Raw genomic sequence first — 16988 nt, forward strand, 5'->3', positions numbered from 1 at the left:
CAAGGTAGTCGGCCGTCAGCGGACACGTACAGAGAGTCATGCGTCCCGCGAACGCACATCGATTCGCCCCCGCCGCCCCCGACGAGGAGTACGTCTTCGGTTCCTGTACGCCGGGCTGGCACAGCGCTGCGAGCCACGGCGCCGCCCTCGCCGACTGGATCTCGACGATGCGCGAGAACGGCGTCGAGCGCGTCTGCTGTCTCCTCCCCGGCAGGCAACTCGACGAGAGCGGTGCGAACCTCGACCGCTACCGCGAGGCCTTCGGCGAGTCGAACGTCCTCCACGCGCCGGTCCCCGACCACCGACTCGTCCCCGAGTCGCTCCTCCACGAGGAGATCCTCCCGTTCCTCGCCGCGGCGCGCGACGACGAGGCCCGCGTCGTCGTCCACTGTCTCGCCGGGATCGGCCGCACCGGGCAGGTGCTGGCCGCGTGGCTCGTCTACAACCGGGATTACGGCCCCGACAGAGCGATCGAGACGGTCGAAGAGATGGGGCGGGACGCCCGGGACGCCGTCGTAACTGAGAACGCGACCGACGCGGAGCTGGTCGACCTGCTGGGGTCCGTCGCGCGGCGCTGATTCGGGGAACTCTCGGCGAACACCTGTCCTCGCGTGCAGTACCGTTTTGCCGGGGGCCGGCATATACGGCCGTAATGACCACCATCAAGGACAGCGTCCACGACCACATCGCGGTCGAGGGCGTCGCCGAGGCGCTGCTGGAGACGCCGCCGGTCCAGCGGCTCCGCCGCGTCAAGCAACTCGGCACGGTGACGCTGGTCTACCCCTCCGCCAACCACACTCGCTTCGAGCACTCTCTCGGCGTCTACTACCTGGCCGCCCGGGCGCTCTCGCATCTCGGCATCGAGGGCCAGCAGGCCGAGCGGGTCCGCGCCGCTACGCTCCTCCACGACGTGGGTCACTGCCCCTACAGCCACAACGTCGAGGAACTCGTCCACCGGAAGACCGGGAAGTACCACGACGACGTCCACGAGATCCTCGACACCGGCGAGGTGGCTCGCGTCCTCACCGAGCACGGGCTGAACCCGGACCGCGTCGCCGACCTCGTCGCGGGCGACGGCGAACTCGGACAGCTCGTCTCGGGCGAACTCGACGTCGACCGGATGGACTACCTCGTCCGGGACGCCCACCACACCGGCGTCCCCTACGGCACCATCGACCACGAGCGACTGGTCCGGGAGCTGTCTTTCGTCGACGGCGAACTCGTCCTGGACGAGGGGAACGTCCAGACGGCCGAATCGCTCCTGCTCGCCCGGGCGCTGATGAACCCGACCGTCTATCAACACCACGTCGCCCGCATCGCCAAGTCGATGCTCCGGCGCGGGACCGAGCGGTTGCTGACCGCGACGAACGCGACGGCGTCGGACCTGCGCCGCTGGGACGACGCCGATCTGCTCGTCCGCCTCCGTCGCTGCGACGAGACGGCCGAGTACGCCCGTCGCTTGAGCGAACGCGACCTCTACAAGCGAGCGGTCTGGGCCGAGCGGACCGCCGTCCCCGACGAACTGCTCGACGCCGACCACCGGGACGTGCGGGCGATGGAACACTCGATCGCCGACGAGGCCAACGTCGACCACGATTCGGTCGTCCTCGACGTGCCGGCCGAACCGTCGATGACCGAGTCCAGCAGCCGCGTCCTCGTCAACGGCGAGATACGGCGGTTGAGCGACCAGTCGACGCTCGTCAACGCTATCCGGGCCGCCCAGCGCGATCAGTGGCGACTCGGCGTCTACGCGCCCGAAGCCGACAGCGACCGGGTCGGTGACGTAGCCATCCGCGAGCTCGGACTCGACCTCGACGGCGCTCGCGTTCGCGACGTCCGTCCCGGAATCCACGCGACCCTCGATGAGTTTAACTGACCGTCGCGTCGAGACTCGACCATGATTATCGAGGGGACTATCGTCAGGGGCCGGGAGTTCGAACCCGTCGAGGGGCGTGTCGTCGTCGAGAACGGCGAGATAGCCGCCGTCGAAGAAGACAGCGTCGAGAGCGACGACATCGTCTGCCCGGCGTTCGTCAACGCCCACACACACATCGGCGACTCGATCGCCAAAGAGGCCGGCGAGGGGCTCTCGCTCGAAGAACTGGTCGCGCCCCCGGACGGCCTGAAACACCGCCTCCTCCGCGAGGCCGACCAGTCGGAACTCGTCGAGGCGATGGCGCACTCGCTTTCCTACATGGAGCAGTCGGGGACCGGCGCGTTCGTCGAGTTCCGCGAGGGCGGCGTCGACGGCATCCGCGCCATCCGGGCCGCGCTCGCGGACTCGGACCTCGAAAGCGTGATCCTCGGCCGCGAGACGGTCGACGCGATGGAGATAGCCGACGGCTTCGGCGCGAGCGGTGCCAACGACGACGAGTTCGGTAACGAGCGACGGGCGACCCGCAGGGCCGGGAAGCTGTTCGGCATCCACGCCGGCGAGGTCGATAGCTCCGACATCAACGCGGCGCTGGATCTGGACCCGGACTTCCTGGTTCACATGGTCCACGCCGAGGACCTCCACTTAGAACGGGTCGCCGACAGCGAGATCCCCGTCGCCGTCTGCCCGCGGTCGAACCTCGTCACCGACGTCGGCCTGCCGCCCGTCGAGGAACTGGCGAGGAGAACCACCGTCGCGCTGGGGACTGACAACGTCTTTCTCAACAGCCCCTCCATGTTCCGCGAGATGGCGTTCACCGCGAAGCTGTTCGACGTCTCGGCGCGGGACGTCCTCCGGATGGCGACGGTCAACGGGGCCGAACTCGCCGGGCTCGACTGCGGACTCGTCGAGGAGGGCCGCCCCGCGCGCTTGCTGGTCCTCGACGGCGACTCCGACAACCTCGCCGGCGCGCGGAACGCGATTCGGGCGGTCGTCCGTCGGGCTGGCACGTCGGACGTGAAGCGCGTCGTCTCGCCGGACCGAGACGATCCACGGAAGTAATCGGCACAGTTCCGGTTCGCCGAGTGTCGCATCGCCGCCCCTCACGGTCTACTCAGACACGCCGTCGAAGACGATACCGCGTAGTTCGCCGACAGAAGGACGCCGGGTCGCGAAAGCGGCCGACTCTCACGGTCCCGGTACGCAGTACGCTTTTACTCTCCGCTGTGCAAGGTCCGAGCGATGTCCGCCACCGACCGCGCACTCGGCACGCCGGGCCGCCTGCTGCTCGGCGGCGTCGCCCTCTTCGTCGGTCTCACCGTCGCTGCCGCCCTGTTGGCCCTGTTGCAGAATCTCGTCGCGGTACTTCTGGGCCTGCTCGTCACCGGTTTGCTCGTCGCCGGCGTCGGCTACGCGCTGTACTGGGCCGCTTCGACGATTCTCGGTAGCGGCGAGAGTGAAGACGAGGCCACCGAGTTCTCGCCGGCGACTACGACCGCCGGCTCACAGGACGAGGTCGACCGCGCCGCGGAGCGATACACGAACGGCGAACTCACCGAATCGGAGTTCGAGCGCGAACTGGAAGCGGTGATGGCCGACGACGACGAACTGGAGTCGGAGCCGAACTGATCGGTGCTGTCGTGTGTTATCACGCACCAAATAACTAAGCCGGTCGCCGACCAACTACCGGCATGTACGACCGGATTCTAGTCCCGACGGACGGGTCGGCGGGAATGGGCGGTGTCGTGCGCCACGCCGTCGAACTGGCGGCGTTCCACGACGCCGAGATTCACGGTCTCTACGTCGTCGAGACCGGCCGGTACAGCACGCTCCCGGTGAAGACGGGCTGGGAGAACCTCACCGAGATGCTGCGCGAGGAGGGGGAGACTGCCCTGGACGACCTCCGAGAGCGGACCGGCGACGTGGCCGTCGAGACGGTCACGAGAGACGGCGTCCCGAGCACCGCCATCGTCGAGTACGCCCTCGACGCCGACTGCGACGCCATCGTGATGGGGACCCACGGTCGCGGCGGCATCGACCGCCTCTTGCTCGGGAGCGTCGCCGAGCGGGTCGTCCGCGCGTCGCCGGTCCCGGTGACGACGGTGCCGGTGAGCGACCACGAGATGACGGCCCCGACCGACGAGACAGAGGCCCGAGCGCCGGAGTGATCGAAGCCGCCGCCGCTCACAGCGGTCGCAGGTGGTCGCAGTCCCCCGCCGAGACGGTCACGCGCTCGTCGCCGGTATCGACGACGAGTCCCCCCGGGAACTCGACGGCGACGGCCTCGCCCTCCACGACACCGTCCGGCGTCTCGACGCGGACTCGCTTGCCGAGCGTCGTCGCGTACTCCCGCCACTCGGCGACTGCCGTCTCCGGGTCCCGCCGTAACTCCTCGAACAGTTCGAGCAATCGCTGCGTGAACACGCGCCTGTCGACGGGATCGCCGAGTTCCGCCGAGAGGCTCGTCGGGTTCGCCTCGGCGGGCAGGTCCTCGGGATCGACGTTCGCGTTGACGCCGATGCCGACGATTATCCACGAGGCGCGGTCCGCCTCTCCCTCCATCTCGGTGAGGATACCGACGAGTTTCCGCTCGTCCCCGTCGCTCTCGACGAGGACGTCGTTGGGCCACTTGATGCCCGCGTCGACGCCGACCTCGCGGGCCGCCCGCGCCGCGGCGACGGAGGCCGCCAGCGTGAACGCCGGGGCCTGTGCCATCGGTACGTCCGGTCGGAAGAGGATAGAGAGCCAGACGCCGCCGCTCGGCGAGGACCACTCCCGGTCGAGTCGCCCCCGACCGCCGGTCTGCTCGTCGGCGAGGACGACGACGTCCTCGGCCCCCGCCGCCGCGAGGTCCCGCGCCCGTGCGTTCGTACTCGGGATGCTGTCGTGATACTCCACCTCGAAGGGCGCGTCGAGACCGTATTCGACGGCCTCGCCGCCGAACTCCGGCACTGCGGCCAGCGAGTAGCCCGCGTCGTCGCTGGCGATATCGAATCCCGCCTCGCGGAGCGCCTCGACGTGCTTCCAGACCGCCGACCGCGAGATGTCGAGTTCCTCGGCGAGTTCGGGACCCGAAACCGGCCCGTCCGAGAGCGCGTCGAGCACTCGGTGTCGCGTTTCGTTCATACCCGGCGTAGCGCGGCGAGGGTACAAAGCAGTTGGCAGAGTTGGGCGGCTGCCGCTGCAGCGGGAATATCTTTCCGGGTTCGTTGAAACCCTCCGCAGAGGATATATCCTGACTCGACGTGGTCAGTGCAGGGACCATAGTTAGCATGTGTATCACGGTTCAATTTTTCAAAAACCAGTTCCCGTCGGGGAATAGACGGTGGTCTTGGCGTAGTAATCCTCTAGACGTGTCTCGTCGGGATCTATACCGAAGATTTGGTCGTTATTTCTCCCGACTTCTATTCAGTACCGAGCCACGATCACCGGATTATAACTCCTGTTGAGTCGGTCGAATCAGCAGTTCGTTGACGTCGACATGGCCCGGCTGGCCGACCGCGTAGGTAATAGACCGGGCGATATCCTCGGGCGTGAGAGCGTCCATCGACTCTAGCATCTGCTGGGTCTGTTCGCGCTGTTCGTCCTCCGGGATGTGGTCCGCAAGTTCGGTGTCGACGAAACCTGGCTCGATGCGGGTCACTCGGATATCGTTCTCGCCAGTAACCTCTTTCCGAAGGCCTCGAGAGAAACCGTTGACGCCAAATTTCGTCGCGCTGTAGGCGCTCGAACCGGGGAATGACTTCCGGCCGGCGACAGAGGAGATATTCACGACGTGTCCGGACCCCTGCTGCTGCATTATCGGCAGGACCGCGTGGGTGACGGCCATCAGCCCGCTGAGGTTCACGTCGACCATCTGCTGGAAGTTGTCCGTGTCCGCGGATTCGACCTGTTCAAGTAGCATTACGCCGGCATTGTTGACGAGAATGTCGATGCGGCCGAACTCGTCGTGTGTCCGGTCGACTAATTCCTTGACCTCGTCCTCGTCGGTGACGTCCGTCGGAACGACGAGCGCATCGCCGCCAGATGATTCGATCCGGTCGGCTAACTGTGCAAGTTCGTCCTCGCGACGGGCCGCGAGCGCGACATTGACTCCTTCCTCTGCCAGCGACTCTGCCGTCGCCTCGCCGATACCAGAGGATGCACCGGTGATGAGAGCGACCTTTCCGTCGATGTCTTCAATTAGGCTCATTGTACACTCCGCATAACGGGGTGACAAATAAGGGGCACCGGGTGAGAGAAACACTGTCCGGTACTGTCGCTTCAGGCAGTCTCCACCCCATAGTGATGCTTACTTGTCTACTGAGGTTACGTGTCGAAACCGGTAGACGTATTTATACCATTGGGTGCTGTGCACCGGTTCTGCGCGGATACACGGACGAGAACGAAGATTCTTGTACAGCCTGTATAGATGGTCATCCCATTGCAAGACTCGCTCTCTCCATTCAGCACAGCACTCTGAACACCACTGCGTTCTGAGAAGGTGGCCAGCGGTCAATACGCACACCTAACTAACGGTTATTTCACATGAAAGAATATCTGAAGAATAGAGTTTCAACAAAGCCTCTTTTCCCGAAAGTCCCTCGCGCTCGTGGCCTGCACATCGCTGTGCGGCCTGCGGCCGTGGTTGCACCGGTTCGGCTCACGAGCGCTCGGACCCTTGCGATCTCCTAACCCCGTGGTGGCCGACCAGTCGGCTTTCGCGTAACTAAAGGCATAATCATTGCACAGAGTAGGAGCGGTGCGGGAGCGGCGAGCAGCAGCATACCGCGAGCGCCGATGGCGCTCGCGGTTTCACTCCGAGCGCGGCGGACGCCGCGCTCGGCCTTCTTATACTAAATTTTTGCGAACGGGGGTCGCCGCAGCGACCCCCTGAAGTAAAAATTTAGTCGATGACGAACAGCAGGTCGCCCATGTCGACGGAGTCGCCCTCGCCGATGGCGACCTCGTTGATGGTGCCTCCGCGTTCGGCGACGATGTCGTTCTCCATCTTCATCGCCTCCAGCACGCAGAGCACGTCGCCGGATTCGACCTCGTCGCCCTCGTCGACGTTCACTTCGAGGATCGTCCCCTGCATCTCGGCGGTGAGCTCCTGCCCCTCGGCGCTGGACCCGCCGCCGTCGCCGCCGCCGGAGCCGCCGGACTGCGGTCGCTGCGGTTGGTTGCCGTCGCTCGCGTCCACGTCGCCGACGTTGATCGGCGGCGCGCCGCGCTCCTCTAGGTCCACCTCGAAGCGCTTGCCGTTGACCTCAACGGTGAACTCGCGTTCGACGAGTTCCGCCTCGTCCTCGTCGGCCGAGTCGGTCTCGGTGCCCCACTTCTCCTGGGCCTCCTCGATGCGCGACTTATCGAGCGTCTCGTCGAGGTACTTCGTCGTGTGCGTGGAGTCGACGAACTCCTCGTCGGTGAGCATCAGGCGGTGGAAGGGGATGACCGTCGGGAACCCCTCGACGTCGAACTCCGCGAGGGCGCGTTTCCCGCGAGCGATGACCTCTTCGCGGTCCGACCCGTGGACGATGAGCTTCGCGATCATCGAGTCGTAGTCGGTGACGAGGTCGTCGCCCTGCCTGAGCGCGTCGTCCATCCGGACGCCGATGCCGCCCGGCGGGTCGTAGGTCTCCAGCGAGCCGCTGTTGGCCGGCGCGAAGTCCTTCGCGGCGTTCTCGGCGTTGATGCGGAACTCCATCGCGTGGCCGTCGATCTCGACGTCGTCCTGTTCGAACGAGAGGTTCTCGTCCTGTGCAACCCGAATCTGCCACTTGACGATGTCGATGCCCGTGATCTCCTCGGTGACGCAGTGCTCGACCTGGATCCGCGTGTTCACTTCCAGGAAGTAGAAGTTCGCGTCGGGACCCAACACCTCGTCGGCCTCGCGGTCGGGGTCTTCCTCGACGAGGAACTCGACCGTGCCGGCGTTGTAGTAGTCGGCCTCTCGCACGCCGCGGCGGGCGGACTCGCCGATCTCCTCGCGGAGTTCGTCCGAGAGCGCCGCGGAGGGACCTTCCTCGATGACCTTCTGGTGCCGCCGCTGGAGCGAGCAGTCGCGCTCGCCGAGGTGGCGAACGTTGCCGTCGTGGTCGGCGATGATCTGGATCTCGATGTGGCGGGGGTTCTCCAGGTAGCGTTCGAGGTAGACCGAGTCGTTCGAGAAGTACGCCTCGCCCTCCCGTTTCGCGGATTCGAGTTGCTCTTCGGCCTCGTCGGGATCGTGGACGATCTTCATCCCGCGGCCGCCGCCGCCGCCTTCCGCTTTGATGGCGACCGGGAACCCGTGTTCCTCGCCGAACTCGACGACCTCCTCGGGGTCGTCGACCGGGTCGGTCGTTCCGGGGACGATGGGCACGTCCGCCGACTGCATGATGCGGCGGGCCTTCGTCTTCTCGCCGAGTTTCTCCATCGCGTCGCCGGCCGGGCCGATCCACTTCACGCCCTCGGCGTCTTCGACCTTGCGGGCGAAGTCGGCGTTCTCCGCGAGGAAGCCGTAGCCGGGGTGGATGGCGTCGGCGTCGGCCTGCTGGGCGGCGTCGACGATAGCGTCCTGATCGAGGTAGGAATCGGCCGCGCGGGCCGGCCCGACGTTGTACGCCTCGTCGGCGTAGCGGACGTGACCGGAGTGTTTGTCGGCCTCGGAGTAGACCGCCACGGTCCCGATGCCCAGTTCTTCACACGCGCGCATGACACGCACCGCGATCTCACCGCGGTTGGCGACGAGCACCTTGTCGAACATATCGCTCATTACCCGTAGTCACCTCATAAAACCACCCGGAGATTAGAGGCGAAGATAGCGATCAGTATCGCGCTGGTGGGAACGACGGACGAGCGTCGTAGCTGGCGGCGACAGGCGAACGAACGACTCGTCGACTGCCGTTCGAGTGCGGAGCCTACATCCGGTCGGTGCGTCCCGCCGCGCTCCAGGGGTCCGTCGGGGACTCCTGGCGGACGCGGACGTGTCGCTTCTGCGTGGCGTCGATGCGGCCCGAGAAGGACCACTCCTTGCCGTCCCAGGTTTCTTCCGAGCCAGCGGCAGCAGCGGCCGCCGCGGCGGCCCGCTGTCGGTCGGTGAGATGCGCGCCGATGGCGACGGCGATGGCCGCCGCCTCGTCGGCCGACGCGTCGGGAACCTGCCTCGCTATCTCGGCGACCAGTTCGGCGTCCGTCGTCTCGTCGGTGTTTGCAGCCATGTTACAGCGGGATGTTTCCGTGTTTGCGGTCGGGTTGGTCTTTGCGCTTGCCCCGGAGCAGGTCTAAGTCGTCGATGAGGCGCTTGCGCGTGTCCTTCGGTTCGAGGACGTCGTCGACGAACCCGCGTTCGGCGGCGGTGTAGGGATTGGCGAAGGCGTCGCGGTACTCGTCGATGAGTTGCTGGCGGCGGGCCTCCACGTCCTCGGCGGCTTCGAGTTCGTCGTCGTAGAGGACGTTCACCGCGCCCTGTGGTCCCATCACGGCGATCTCGGCAGTGGGCCACGCGTAATTTACGTCCGCGCCGATGTGTTTCGAGGCCATCACGTCGTACGCGCCGCCGTAGGCCTTCCGCGTGATGACGGTCAGCAGCGGCACCGTCGCCTCGCTGTAGGCGTACAGCAGTTTCGCGCCGTGGTTGATGATGGCGTTCCGTTCCTGGTCTTTCCCGGGCATGAACCCCGGCACGTCGACGAACGTGACGATGGGGATGTTGAACGCGTCACAGAAGCGGACGAAGCGGGCCGCCTTCCGCGAGGCGTCGATGTCGAGCGTCCCGGCGTTGACCCGCGGCTGGTTGCCGACGACGCCGACCGAGTGGCCGTCGAGGCGGGCGAACCCGGTGACGATGTTGCGGGCGAACTTCTCGGCAACCTCGAAGAAGGAGTCCCGGTCGAGGACGCCGTCGACGACCGAGACCATGTCGTAGGGCTTCTGGGGCTGGTCGGGCACCGTCTCGACGAGCGACTCGTCCCGGCGCTCGGGGTCGTCCCACGGGTCGACGCTCGGCGGGTCGGCGACGTTGTTCTGCGGGAGGAAAGAGAGCAGATAGCGGATGTCGTCCATCGCCGCCTTCTCGTCGGCGGCGGTGAAGTGGGCGACGCCGGACTCACTGGCGTGGGTCTTCGCCCCGCCCAGTTCGTCGAAGCCGACCTCCTCGCCCGTGACCGTCTCGATGACGTCCGGTCCCGTGATGAACATGTGGCTCGTCTCCTCGACCATGTAGACGAAGTCCGTGATGGCCGGCGAGTAGACCGCACCGCCGGCGCACGGCCCCATGATGGCCGAAATCTGCGGGACGACGCCGCTTGCCTGCTGGTTGCGGTGGAAGATGTCGGCGTAGCCGGCCAGCGAGTCGATACCCTCCTGGATCCGCGCGCCCGCCGAGTCGTTCAGCCCGATGATGGGCGCGCCGTTCTCGATGGCCTTGTCCATCACCTTACAGACCTTCTGGGCGAACGCCTCGCCCAGCGACCCGCCGAAGACGGTGAAATCGTGAGCGAAGACGTACACGCGCTCGCCGTTGACCTCGCCGTAGCCGACGACGACGCCGTCGCCGGGGGCGCGCTTCTCGTCCATGTCGAAGTTGGTCGAGCGGTGCTCTCGTAACGTATCGATCTCGACGAAGGTGTCGTCGTCGAGGAAGTAGTCGATCCGCTCGCGGGCGGTGAGTTTCCCCCGATCGTGTTGGGCCTCGATGCGCTCTTCGCCGCCGCCCCGTTCGGCCTCCGCTTTCCGTTCGCGGAGGTCCTCGACGCGGTCATCGTGACTCACGCGACACCACGGCTCCCGGGCTCGAACATATCCGTCCCGTCGAGCGCATCCGAGAAAAACATTGCCCGAGGGCTCCCGTCGGAGACCGTCGGAGTTTTGCCACACTGATGCATCAGACCGCCCGTGAAGAACATCACGGCTACGCAGCGCAACCCCTTCGGCTTCGACCCGCCGTGTGAACCGTTCGTCCCGGGATACGGCGACGCGAACGCCGATTTCCACGTCATCGGCGACCACCCCGGCGTCCACGGGGGAAGCGAGACCGGCGTCCCCTTCACCGGCACACCGTCCGCCGAACGACTCCAGCAAGCGCTGGTCGAGGCCGGCCTCCTGCGAGAGGCCGGAACGCCGCCCGTCGTCGAGAAGACGTACCTCTCGTATCTGTACATGTGCGGCGACCGGGAGCCGACCGAGCGGGACTACGACGACCACGAACCGATGTTCGACACCGAGGTCAGGGCGATCACCTCTCACGTCCTCCTGCCGGTCGGCGAGCGCGCGACGAAACACGTCTTCGCCAACATGACCCCCCGGCGGGCCGACGAGGTAGAGATGGACGAACTGCACGGCACGGAGGTCAGAGGCAGCGGCTGGCTCGTCTATCCCATCAAGGACCCCGCCGAGTGGGTCGACACCGACGAGGAGCGACTGGTGGCGGCACTGAAGGCGCTCTTACAGACCGACTACCGACAGGAGGCCGAACTCGGCCGGTTCCTCCCGGGCGACGAGGTCTGGCGCGTCCGGTGAGCTACGGCGAGAGCGAGCCCGCCGAGAGCGGCGTCGAGTCGGCGTGATACCGCTCGAACCGGTCCTCGGCCCAGGCGCGAACCGCCGGGTATTCGCTGTCGACTGCGGCCCGCAACACGCCGCGCCGGTCGCGGACGAGGAGGTTCACCACGTCGTCGACGATCGTCACGGCCAGCGGTATCTCGCCGTCGTAGACGCGGACGGACGCGGTTTCGGCCGCCACGAGGTCGCGGAGACGGTCGCGTAGCGCCTCGTCGTCGACGAGCGCGTCGATGGCGCTCTGCGGGAGGACCGCCCGGAACCGCTGGTCGCCCGTGCGGTCGGCCGCGACGCGGAGGCTCTGGTCGTTCAGCGTGTGGGAGAACGCCGTGACCTCGTCGGCCCCGTCCATCAGCGTCAGCAGGTGCTGCAAGGGCGCGTTCGGCCGCGTCTGCGTGGGCCGAGTGACGGTCGCGCCGGCGAGGTGGCGGAGGTCGAAGTCCATCGCGTCCGTCGGGAGGAACTCGACGATGTCGCGGAGTTCGCGCTCGGCGTCGAGGACGTCCATGAGGTCCCGAAACCCCTCGGCGACGAGCGTGCCGGTCGCGGTGGCGACGTACCCGCCGCCCTCGCGGCGCACCCACTTTCGGTCCTCGAAGTCGCCGAGGATGCGGCCGAGCGTGGCCTGTGACGCGCCCGTCGCCTCGGCGAGTTCCGAGCGGGTGCGTCTCTCCGCGGCGAGGAGCTCCAGCACCGCGACGCGGTTCGACGAGAGCGCGAGGAACTCGATCTCGTCGAGCGTGGCGTCCATACCGGGCGCTACTGCGCCCTCACACATACTCCTTACGCGTCGTGAAATATTTTCATCCCGTGAAATACGGCCACGGGTCGTCGGCTGTTTCCCGTCGTGTAAGATTTTCTGAACGACACTATAAGCGTCCGTCTCGTACCCGTGAGTACGATGAGACAGTTTCAATCTGCGGTTCTACGCCGTGTTTCGACGGCCGCTGGCGACGGTGGTCAGGAGGTAGTATAACTATGGTGTCACGACGGACGCTCGCCTTCGGCGTCGCCGCGAGCGTGCTGTTCGGCGGTGTGTTCGTCGCGGCGAAGGCGGGGCTCGCTTACTTCCCGCCGCTCCTGTTCATCGCGCTGCGGTACGACGTCGCCGCCGTGGCGCTGCTTGGCTACGTCGCCGTCACTCGGTCGCGGAGCGAACTGCTCCCGCGGACTCGCGGCGACCTCCTGGGAATCCTCTCGACCGGATTGCTCGCGCTCGGCCTGACGAACGCGCTCCTGTTCGTCGGCCAGCAGGACGCCACCAGCGCCGTCGGAGCGATCGTCTTCAGTCTCAACCCCATCCTGACGCCCGTGTTCGCGGCGCTCCTGCTCTCGGACGAACGCCTCTCGGCCCGCGGTGCGACCGGCCTCCTCGTCGGTCTGCTCGGCGTCGGACTGGTCGTGACTCCCGACCCGGCGATGCTGCTGGGCGGCGGCGGGGGCAAGCTCCTGCTGTTCGGCGGCGCGGTCAGCGGAGCGCTCGGGAGCGTCCTCGTCCGCTGGAGCGACGCCGACCTCGAGAGCACGGTCCGAACGGCGTGGGGGCTCCCCTTCGCCGCGGCGCTCTGTCACGCGCTCAGCCTGTCGGCCGGCGAATCGCTCGCGGCCGTCAGCTGGACCGCCGGGGCGCTGCTCGCGCTGCTCTACGTCGGCGTGTTCGCGGGGGCGATCGCCTACGTGGCCTACTTCGGCCTGCTCGACACCGCCGGGGCGACCCACGCGAACCTCGTCTTCTACGTCGTCCCCGTCGTCTCGACGCTCGGCGGCTGGGCGCTGCTCGGCGAGACCATCTCGGAGCTGGCGGTCGTCGGATTCCTGACCGTCTTCGCCGGGTTCGCGATACTCGGTAGCGAGTCGCTCTCCCTCGCCACCGTCGGGTCGTGGGTCCGCGAGGAGACCGCCGTCCCGACCGACCGCCTCGCCGTCGGCGAGGACGCGACCGGGTTCGAGTCGGACTGAGTTCCCCGGGCTAACCTTCATTATATAGGCTCACAAACACTCTTTCATGGACTGCAGAGTTGTCGTTGAGGCCGCCGTACCCGTCTACGACGTAGGGACGTCCGACGAGGCCGTCCGCATCGCCATCTCGAAGACCGGCGAGATGCTCAATCCCGACCTCAACTACGTCGAGATCAACATGGGCGAGCGCCACTGCCCGCACTGCGGGGAGGAGCTGGACCCCGCGTTCCTCGCCGCAGACGAGAGCCTCGTCGCGCTCGAACTGGAGATGATGGTCTTCAACGTCGAACGCGACGAGCACGCCGCCCGAATCGCCCGCAAGGAGATCGGGCAGCGGCTGGAGAACATCCCGCTCGACGTCCTCGAAATCGAGGAGATAGAGGAGGACGAAGACGACGAGGAGACCGAGGAGACGGAAGCGGAGAGCGACCAGAGAGATGAGAGCGGTACCGAGACGGGCGACGACGAAGTCCTCCCGGAGTTCGAAGACCTCATCGACGAGTAGTCCCGACGACCCGCAGTCCGCGCTCACGGCTCGTTTTCGGCAGTGTACCTCTCGAAGCGAGAGGGCGGATTAGTCGGCGGCGGCAGAAACAGGTTCTTTCTCCTCGGCGGTCATCTCCGAGGTGATGCCGTCGACGATCGCGAAGACGGCGTCTTTGTGGTCTGTCTTCGACTTGTGAATGGAGGTCGGCTTTACGCCGAGTTCGGCGTACTCGTCGTGTTCCACTTCCGAGCCCGTGTCGGCTTCGTAGTGGTCTTGTACCTGTGCAAGCAGGCCGTGAAGGTGGATGAGCTCCTGCTTTTTCATGGTCAGCCGAAGCTAGAGACTGGAGGGTTATAGTAGTACTCTGACGAGGGTTAACACACAGATAAAGAATAGTTATAAATCTGCCGCTCGGGCTATCAGGGATGATTTCGCGGGATAGAGAGCGTCTAAACCGTCGTAACTCGGGATTGAAAGATTTTTGTCGGTAGGTGCCGCACTGATAGGCATGGAGTACGACGACATGCTCGACCGGGCGGCAAGTGAGACGCCGGAGATCGACGAGTCGGCCGATCGCCTCGACGTACCCGACCCGGACGTCCGAGAGGAGGGGAACGAAACCGTCGTCGAGAACTTCCAGTCGCTGTGTGACGCGCTGGGACGGGACCCGGACCACGTCCTCCAGTTCCTCCAGCGCGAGGTGGGGACCAGCGCGCACATCGACGAGAGCGGTCGGGCGCGGCTCACGGGCTCGTTCGATGCCGACCGACTCGGGAGCGCCGCGGGCGAGTACGCCGAACGGTTCGTCCGCTGTCCGGAGTGTGGCTTACCCGACACGCGACTGGAACGGGAGGGCGACGCGGTACTCCTCCGCTGTGAGGCCTGTGGGGCGCGCTCTGCGACGGGCGACGAGTGATGGGTCTCCGTAGCGCCGGTTACTGGAGGTCCTTCAGCGTCTGTAAGTCTCGGTCGGTTCGAGTGAACTCCGCGAGCCGTCGGCTCGCGTGACAGTTCGGACAGTGAAACAGCGAATCGTGTGTCGGTAACTCGCTCGGCGTCGACTCCCAGTCTTTCGTGCACTCCGGACAGAGCAACCGAACGTACGCTTCTTCCATGTGTGCTAATCACACACATCCAGCGGGGGCAAAAAGATTGGCGTCACCCCACTCGTCTGCCTCGGAATTAGAGAAAAGCGGGATCTAGGCCGGAACGTCCTCGGCTTCGAGCAGCTCTTTGTACCGGTTGCGGATGGTGACTTCCGAGACGTTGGCGACGTTGCCGACCTCGCTCTGGGTCACCTTCTCGTTGGTCAACAGCGCGCCGGCGTACACCGCGGCCGCGGCCAGTCCGACCGGCGACTTCCCGGAGAGCAGGCCGGCGTCGCGCGCCCGAACGATGAGTTCGCGGGCCCGTCGCTCCGTCTCCTCGGAGAGGTCGAGGTCCGAGACGAACCGCGGGAGGTACTGCTCGGGGTCCGCGGGCTGGACTTCGAGGTTCAGCTCGCGGACGACGTAGCGGTACGTCCGGGTGAGCTCCATCTTCTCGACGCGGGAGACGACCGCCATCTCGTCGAGCGAGCGCGGACTGCCAGCCATCCTGGCCGCCGCGTACAGCGCCGAGGTGGCGACACCCTCGATGGAGCGGCCGGGGAGCAGGTTCTCGTCTAACGCGCGGCGGTAGATGACGCTGGCCGTCTCGCGGACGTTCTGGGGCAGGCCCAGCGCCGAGGCCATGCGATCGATCTCGCCGAGGGCCTGCTTGAGGTTGCGCTCCTTGGAGTCACGGGTGCGGAAGCGCTCGTTCCAGGTGCGTAGCCGCTGCATCTTCTGGCGCTGCTCGCTGGAGAGCGAGCGGCCGTAGGCGTCCTTGTTCTGCCAGCCGATGTTGGTCGAGAGGCCCTTGTCGTGCATCATGTTCGTCGTCGGCGCGCCGACGCGGGACTTCTGGTCTCGCTCCGCCGAGTCGAACGCCCGCCACTCGGGACCGCGGTCGATGCTGTCCTCCTCGATGACGAGGCCGCAGTCTTCACAGACCGTCTCGCCGTGCTCGCTGTCCGTGAGTACGTCACCGCCACACTCCGGACAGACGTCCTGCCGTTCCGTCGTCTCCTCGCCGAGTTCCTGTTCGTCCTGTGTCCGTTCCCGAACGCCGTTGTGTGCTGGTGATTCGCTCATGATAGGGTGTGTCCCGGACTGCCGGGTACATAATCTTGAAGTGCTGTTACTGACTCTCTGTTACTCATAGTTAGTCCGACAGCTATTTAAATGTTTCGCCAATTCTGACCCAAAACCGCCGGACAGGGACGTGATACCGAAGGACATAGTGTTCTAAGAAGCTACTTAACTCTACCGTAGGCGGAGACGCGTGACGGAGAAGCGATCAGGGCATCGTCTCGAGCGGTTCGGCGCTCGCGTGGTAGGTGCCCGTACCCGAAAAGAAACGTCGATATTCGGCGACGACCCGCAGTTCAGTCCCACGTTATCCACGCCAGCACTGCCAACCCTACCGTTTCGAGGACGTGGAGGACGACCATCGCCTGCCACGCCGGGTCGGGGACCGCGTTGCTGAACCACCCCGAGAGGAGCGGATCCAGCAGATAGAAATAGAGCGCGAAGGCGTTCTCGGCGAACAGCAGGAGGGCGAAGAAGAGGAGGCCGAACGTGTGTTTCGACCGAATCTGATAGAGGTTGCGACCCCAGACGTAGATGAGCACCGCTAACAACAGCATGTTGACGCTGACCGCGACCCGGGCGGCGTCAATCCAACTAACCATTGCCCTTCCATTTCAGATTACAGTTCATATACTCTTTCCCAATTTCGGCCATACTCAGTCCGCTGCCTCCATAATTTGTTCGACGGTGTCCCAGTAGTTCCGGACCCGGTCGGTCGGCAGGTACACCGCGCCGTAGTCGTCGCCGCTGTCGGTGACGATGTCGTTCTCCTCTAAGACGTCCAAGTGGTGGCGAACCGTCTTGTAGTCTAAGTCCAGTTCCTCCGCGAGTTTGTTCGCGTTGCGAGGCCGTTCGTCGATGGTACGCAGGATGCGGATCCGGTTCGCTCCGCCCCGCGTACTCGTCAAGACGTACCACAAGACGGCCTCCATCGTCGTGTCCAACTCGGGGCCACTACGTAAGCCCACCGCCTACTAGT

At 65.7% G+C, this 16988-nt stretch carries 20 protein-coding genes; 9 read left to right on the plus strand and 11 right to left on the minus strand.

Annotation, left to right across the window (positions count from 1 at the left end; all coding sequences use genetic code 11):
* Positions 1-38: 38 nt before the first annotated feature.
* From EGH23_RS06380 to EGH23_RS06400, 5 genes are all read left to right on the plus strand, one after another.
* Positions 39-578, plus strand: coding sequence for a protein-tyrosine phosphatase family protein (locus EGH23_RS06380; RefSeq protein ID WP_220579145.1), 540 nt, complete (start codon positions 39-41; stop codon positions 576-578).
* A 74-nt stretch (positions 579-652) separates the two neighbouring features.
* Complete coding sequence (locus tag EGH23_RS06385; RefSeq protein WP_220579146.1) at positions 653-1876, plus strand: HD domain-containing protein; 1224 nt, start codon at positions 653-655, stop codon at positions 1874-1876.
* 21 nt (positions 1877-1897) lie between these two features.
* Positions 1898-2935 carry an amidohydrolase family protein gene (locus EGH23_RS06390; RefSeq protein ID WP_220579147.1) on the plus strand — a complete coding sequence of 346 codons (1038 nt, stop codon included), beginning with the start codon at positions 1898-1900 and terminating at the stop codon, positions 2933-2935.
* Between the two features lie 180 nt (positions 2936-3115).
* Positions 3116-3502 carry an SHOCT domain-containing protein gene (locus EGH23_RS06395; protein ID WP_220579148.1) on the plus strand — a complete coding sequence of 129 codons (387 nt, stop codon included), beginning with the start codon at positions 3116-3118 and terminating at the stop codon, positions 3500-3502.
* Between the two features lie 62 nt (positions 3503-3564).
* A complete protein-coding gene (locus EGH23_RS06400; protein WP_220579149.1) occupies positions 3565-4041 on the plus strand; it encodes a universal stress protein in 477 nt (158 codons plus the stop codon).
* 16 nt (positions 4042-4057) lie between these two features.
* Here the strand turns inward: EGH23_RS06400 and EGH23_RS06405 are convergent, their stop codons facing one another.
* The 5 genes from EGH23_RS06405 to EGH23_RS06425 form a co-directional block, all read right to left on the minus strand.
* Positions 4058-4999 (minus strand): biotin--[acetyl-CoA-carboxylase] ligase, encoded by a 942-nt coding sequence (locus EGH23_RS06405; protein WP_220579150.1) that lies wholly within the window; start codon positions 4997-4999, stop codon positions 4058-4060.
* A gap of 307 nt (positions 5000-5306) precedes the next feature.
* A complete protein-coding gene (locus EGH23_RS06410) occupies positions 5307-6065 on the minus strand; it encodes an SDR family oxidoreductase (protein ID WP_220579151.1) in 759 nt (252 codons plus the stop codon).
* 693 nt (positions 6066-6758) lie between these two features.
* A complete protein-coding gene (locus tag EGH23_RS06415; protein WP_220579152.1) occupies positions 6759-8600 on the minus strand; it encodes an acetyl-CoA carboxylase biotin carboxylase subunit in 1842 nt (613 codons plus the stop codon).
* Positions 8601-8754: 154 nt separating this feature from the next.
* Entirely contained in the window at positions 8755-9054 is a 300-nt protein-coding gene (locus EGH23_RS06420) for a DUF8022 family protein (RefSeq protein WP_220579153.1), read from the minus strand.
* A 1-nt stretch (position 9055) separates the two neighbouring features.
* Positions 9056-10606 carry an acyl-CoA carboxylase subunit beta gene (locus tag EGH23_RS06425; RefSeq protein ID WP_220579154.1) on the minus strand — a complete coding sequence of 517 codons (1551 nt, stop codon included), beginning with the start codon at positions 10604-10606 and terminating at the stop codon, positions 9056-9058.
* Positions 10607-10729: 123 nt separating this feature from the next.
* Here EGH23_RS06425 and EGH23_RS06430 point away from each other — a divergent pair, with 123 nt between their 5' ends.
* Complete coding sequence (locus EGH23_RS06430; protein WP_220579155.1) at positions 10730-11353, plus strand: uracil-DNA glycosylase family protein; 624 nt, start codon at positions 10730-10732, stop codon at positions 11351-11353.
* 1 nt (position 11354) lies between these two features.
* On the opposite strand, the gene EGH23_RS06435 is transcribed toward EGH23_RS06430, so the two are convergent.
* On the minus strand, positions 11355-12143 hold the full coding sequence (locus EGH23_RS06435; protein WP_220579156.1) for a helix-turn-helix transcriptional regulator: 789 nt from the start codon (positions 12141-12143) through the stop codon (positions 11355-11357).
* A 227-nt stretch (positions 12144-12370) separates the two neighbouring features.
* On the opposite strand from EGH23_RS06435, the gene EGH23_RS06440 reads away from it, so the two are divergent.
* Together EGH23_RS06440 and EGH23_RS06445 are read left to right on the plus strand one after the other, a co-directional pair.
* Complete coding sequence (locus tag EGH23_RS06440; protein WP_220579157.1) at positions 12371-13351, plus strand: DMT family transporter; 981 nt, start codon at positions 12371-12373, stop codon at positions 13349-13351.
* Between the two features lie 46 nt (positions 13352-13397).
* A complete protein-coding gene (locus EGH23_RS06445; protein ID WP_220579158.1) occupies positions 13398-13856 on the plus strand; it encodes a DUF555 domain-containing protein in 459 nt (152 codons plus the stop codon).
* Between the two features lie 69 nt (positions 13857-13925).
* Here the strand turns inward: EGH23_RS06445 and EGH23_RS06450 are convergent, their stop codons facing one another.
* Complete coding sequence (locus EGH23_RS06450) at positions 13926-14162, minus strand: UPF0058 family protein (RefSeq protein ID WP_220579159.1); 237 nt, start codon at positions 14160-14162, stop codon at positions 13926-13928.
* Between the two features lie 184 nt (positions 14163-14346).
* On the opposite strand from EGH23_RS06450, the gene EGH23_RS06455 reads away from it, so the two are divergent.
* Positions 14347-14754, plus strand: a complete 408-nt coding sequence (locus EGH23_RS06455; protein WP_220579160.1) for a translation initiation factor IF-2 subunit beta — start codon at positions 14347-14349, stop codon at positions 14752-14754.
* A 19-nt stretch (positions 14755-14773) separates the two neighbouring features.
* On the opposite strand, the gene EGH23_RS06460 is transcribed toward EGH23_RS06455, so the two are convergent.
* The 4 genes from EGH23_RS06460 to EGH23_RS06475 all read right to left on the minus strand — a co-directional run bounded on the left by EGH23_RS06460 (position 14774) and on the right by EGH23_RS06475 (position 16941).
* Complete coding sequence (locus EGH23_RS06460) at positions 14774-14953, minus strand: DUF7836 family putative zinc-binding protein (protein WP_220579161.1); 180 nt, start codon at positions 14951-14953, stop codon at positions 14774-14776.
* A gap of 84 nt (positions 14954-15037) precedes the next feature.
* Entirely contained in the window at positions 15038-16012 is a 975-nt protein-coding gene (locus tag EGH23_RS06465) for a transcription initiation factor IIB (RefSeq protein ID WP_220579162.1), read from the minus strand.
* Between the two features lie 293 nt (positions 16013-16305).
* Positions 16306-16611 (minus strand): DUF8036 family membrane protein, encoded by a 306-nt coding sequence (locus EGH23_RS06470; RefSeq protein ID WP_162315790.1) that lies wholly within the window; start codon positions 16609-16611, stop codon positions 16306-16308.
* 54 nt (positions 16612-16665) lie between these two features.
* Complete coding sequence (locus EGH23_RS06475) at positions 16666-16941, minus strand: ArsR/SmtB family transcription factor (RefSeq protein ID WP_162315789.1); 276 nt, start codon at positions 16939-16941, stop codon at positions 16666-16668.
* Positions 16942-16988: the final 47 nt, after the last annotated feature.

This window comes from Haloarcula nitratireducens (assembly GCF_019599505.1).

Coding starts and splice junctions, on each gene's coding strand:
- EGH23_RS06440 (WP_220579157.1), top strand. CDS start 12,371: ATGGTGTCACGACGGACGCTCGCCTTCGGCGTCGCCGCGAGCGTGCTG.
- EGH23_RS06460 (WP_220579161.1), bottom strand. CDS start 14,953: ATGGAAGAAGCGTACGTTCGGTTGCTCTGTCCGGAGTGCACGAAAGAC.
- EGH23_RS06415 (WP_220579152.1), bottom strand. CDS start 8,600: ATGTTCGACAAGGTGCTCGTCGCCAACCGCGGTGAGATCGCGGTGCGT.
- EGH23_RS06465 (WP_220579162.1), bottom strand. CDS start 16,012: ATGAGCGAATCACCAGCACACAACGGCGTTCGGGAACGGACACAGGAC.
- EGH23_RS06435 (WP_220579156.1), bottom strand. CDS start 12,143: ATGGACGCCACGCTCGACGAGATCGAGTTCCTCGCGCTCTCGTCGAAC.
- EGH23_RS06450 (WP_220579159.1), bottom strand. CDS start 14,162: ATGAAAAAGCAGGAGCTCATCCACCTTCACGGCCTGCTTGCACAGGTA.
- EGH23_RS06405 (WP_220579150.1), bottom strand. CDS start 4,999: ATGAACGAAACGCGACACCGAGTGCTCGACGCGCTCTCGGACGGGCCG.
- EGH23_RS06395 (WP_220579148.1), top strand. CDS start 3,116: ATGTCCGCCACCGACCGCGCACTCGGCACGCCGGGCCGCCTGCTGCTC.
- EGH23_RS06400 (WP_220579149.1), top strand. CDS start 3,565: ATGTACGACCGGATTCTAGTCCCGACGGACGGGTCGGCGGGAATGGGC.
- EGH23_RS06470 (WP_162315790.1), bottom strand. CDS start 16,611: ATGGTTAGTTGGATTGACGCCGCCCGGGTCGCGGTCAGCGTCAACATG.
- EGH23_RS06410 (WP_220579151.1), bottom strand. CDS start 6,065: ATGAGCCTAATTGAAGACATCGACGGAAAGGTCGCTCTCATCACCGGT.
- EGH23_RS06390 (WP_220579147.1), top strand. CDS start 1,898: ATGATTATCGAGGGGACTATCGTCAGGGGCCGGGAGTTCGAACCCGTC.
- EGH23_RS06455 (WP_220579160.1), top strand. CDS start 14,347: ATGGAGTACGACGACATGCTCGACCGGGCGGCAAGTGAGACGCCGGAG.
- EGH23_RS06475 (WP_162315789.1), bottom strand. CDS start 16,941: ATGGAGGCCGTCTTGTGGTACGTCTTGACGAGTACGCGGGGCGGAGCG.
- EGH23_RS06380 (WP_220579145.1), top strand. CDS start 39: ATGCGTCCCGCGAACGCACATCGATTCGCCCCCGCCGCCCCCGACGAG.
- EGH23_RS06385 (WP_220579146.1), top strand. CDS start 653: ATGACCACCATCAAGGACAGCGTCCACGACCACATCGCGGTCGAGGGC.
- EGH23_RS06445 (WP_220579158.1), top strand. CDS start 13,398: ATGGACTGCAGAGTTGTCGTTGAGGCCGCCGTACCCGTCTACGACGTA.
- EGH23_RS06420 (WP_220579153.1), bottom strand. CDS start 9,054: ATGGCTGCAAACACCGACGAGACGACGGACGCCGAACTGGTCGCCGAG.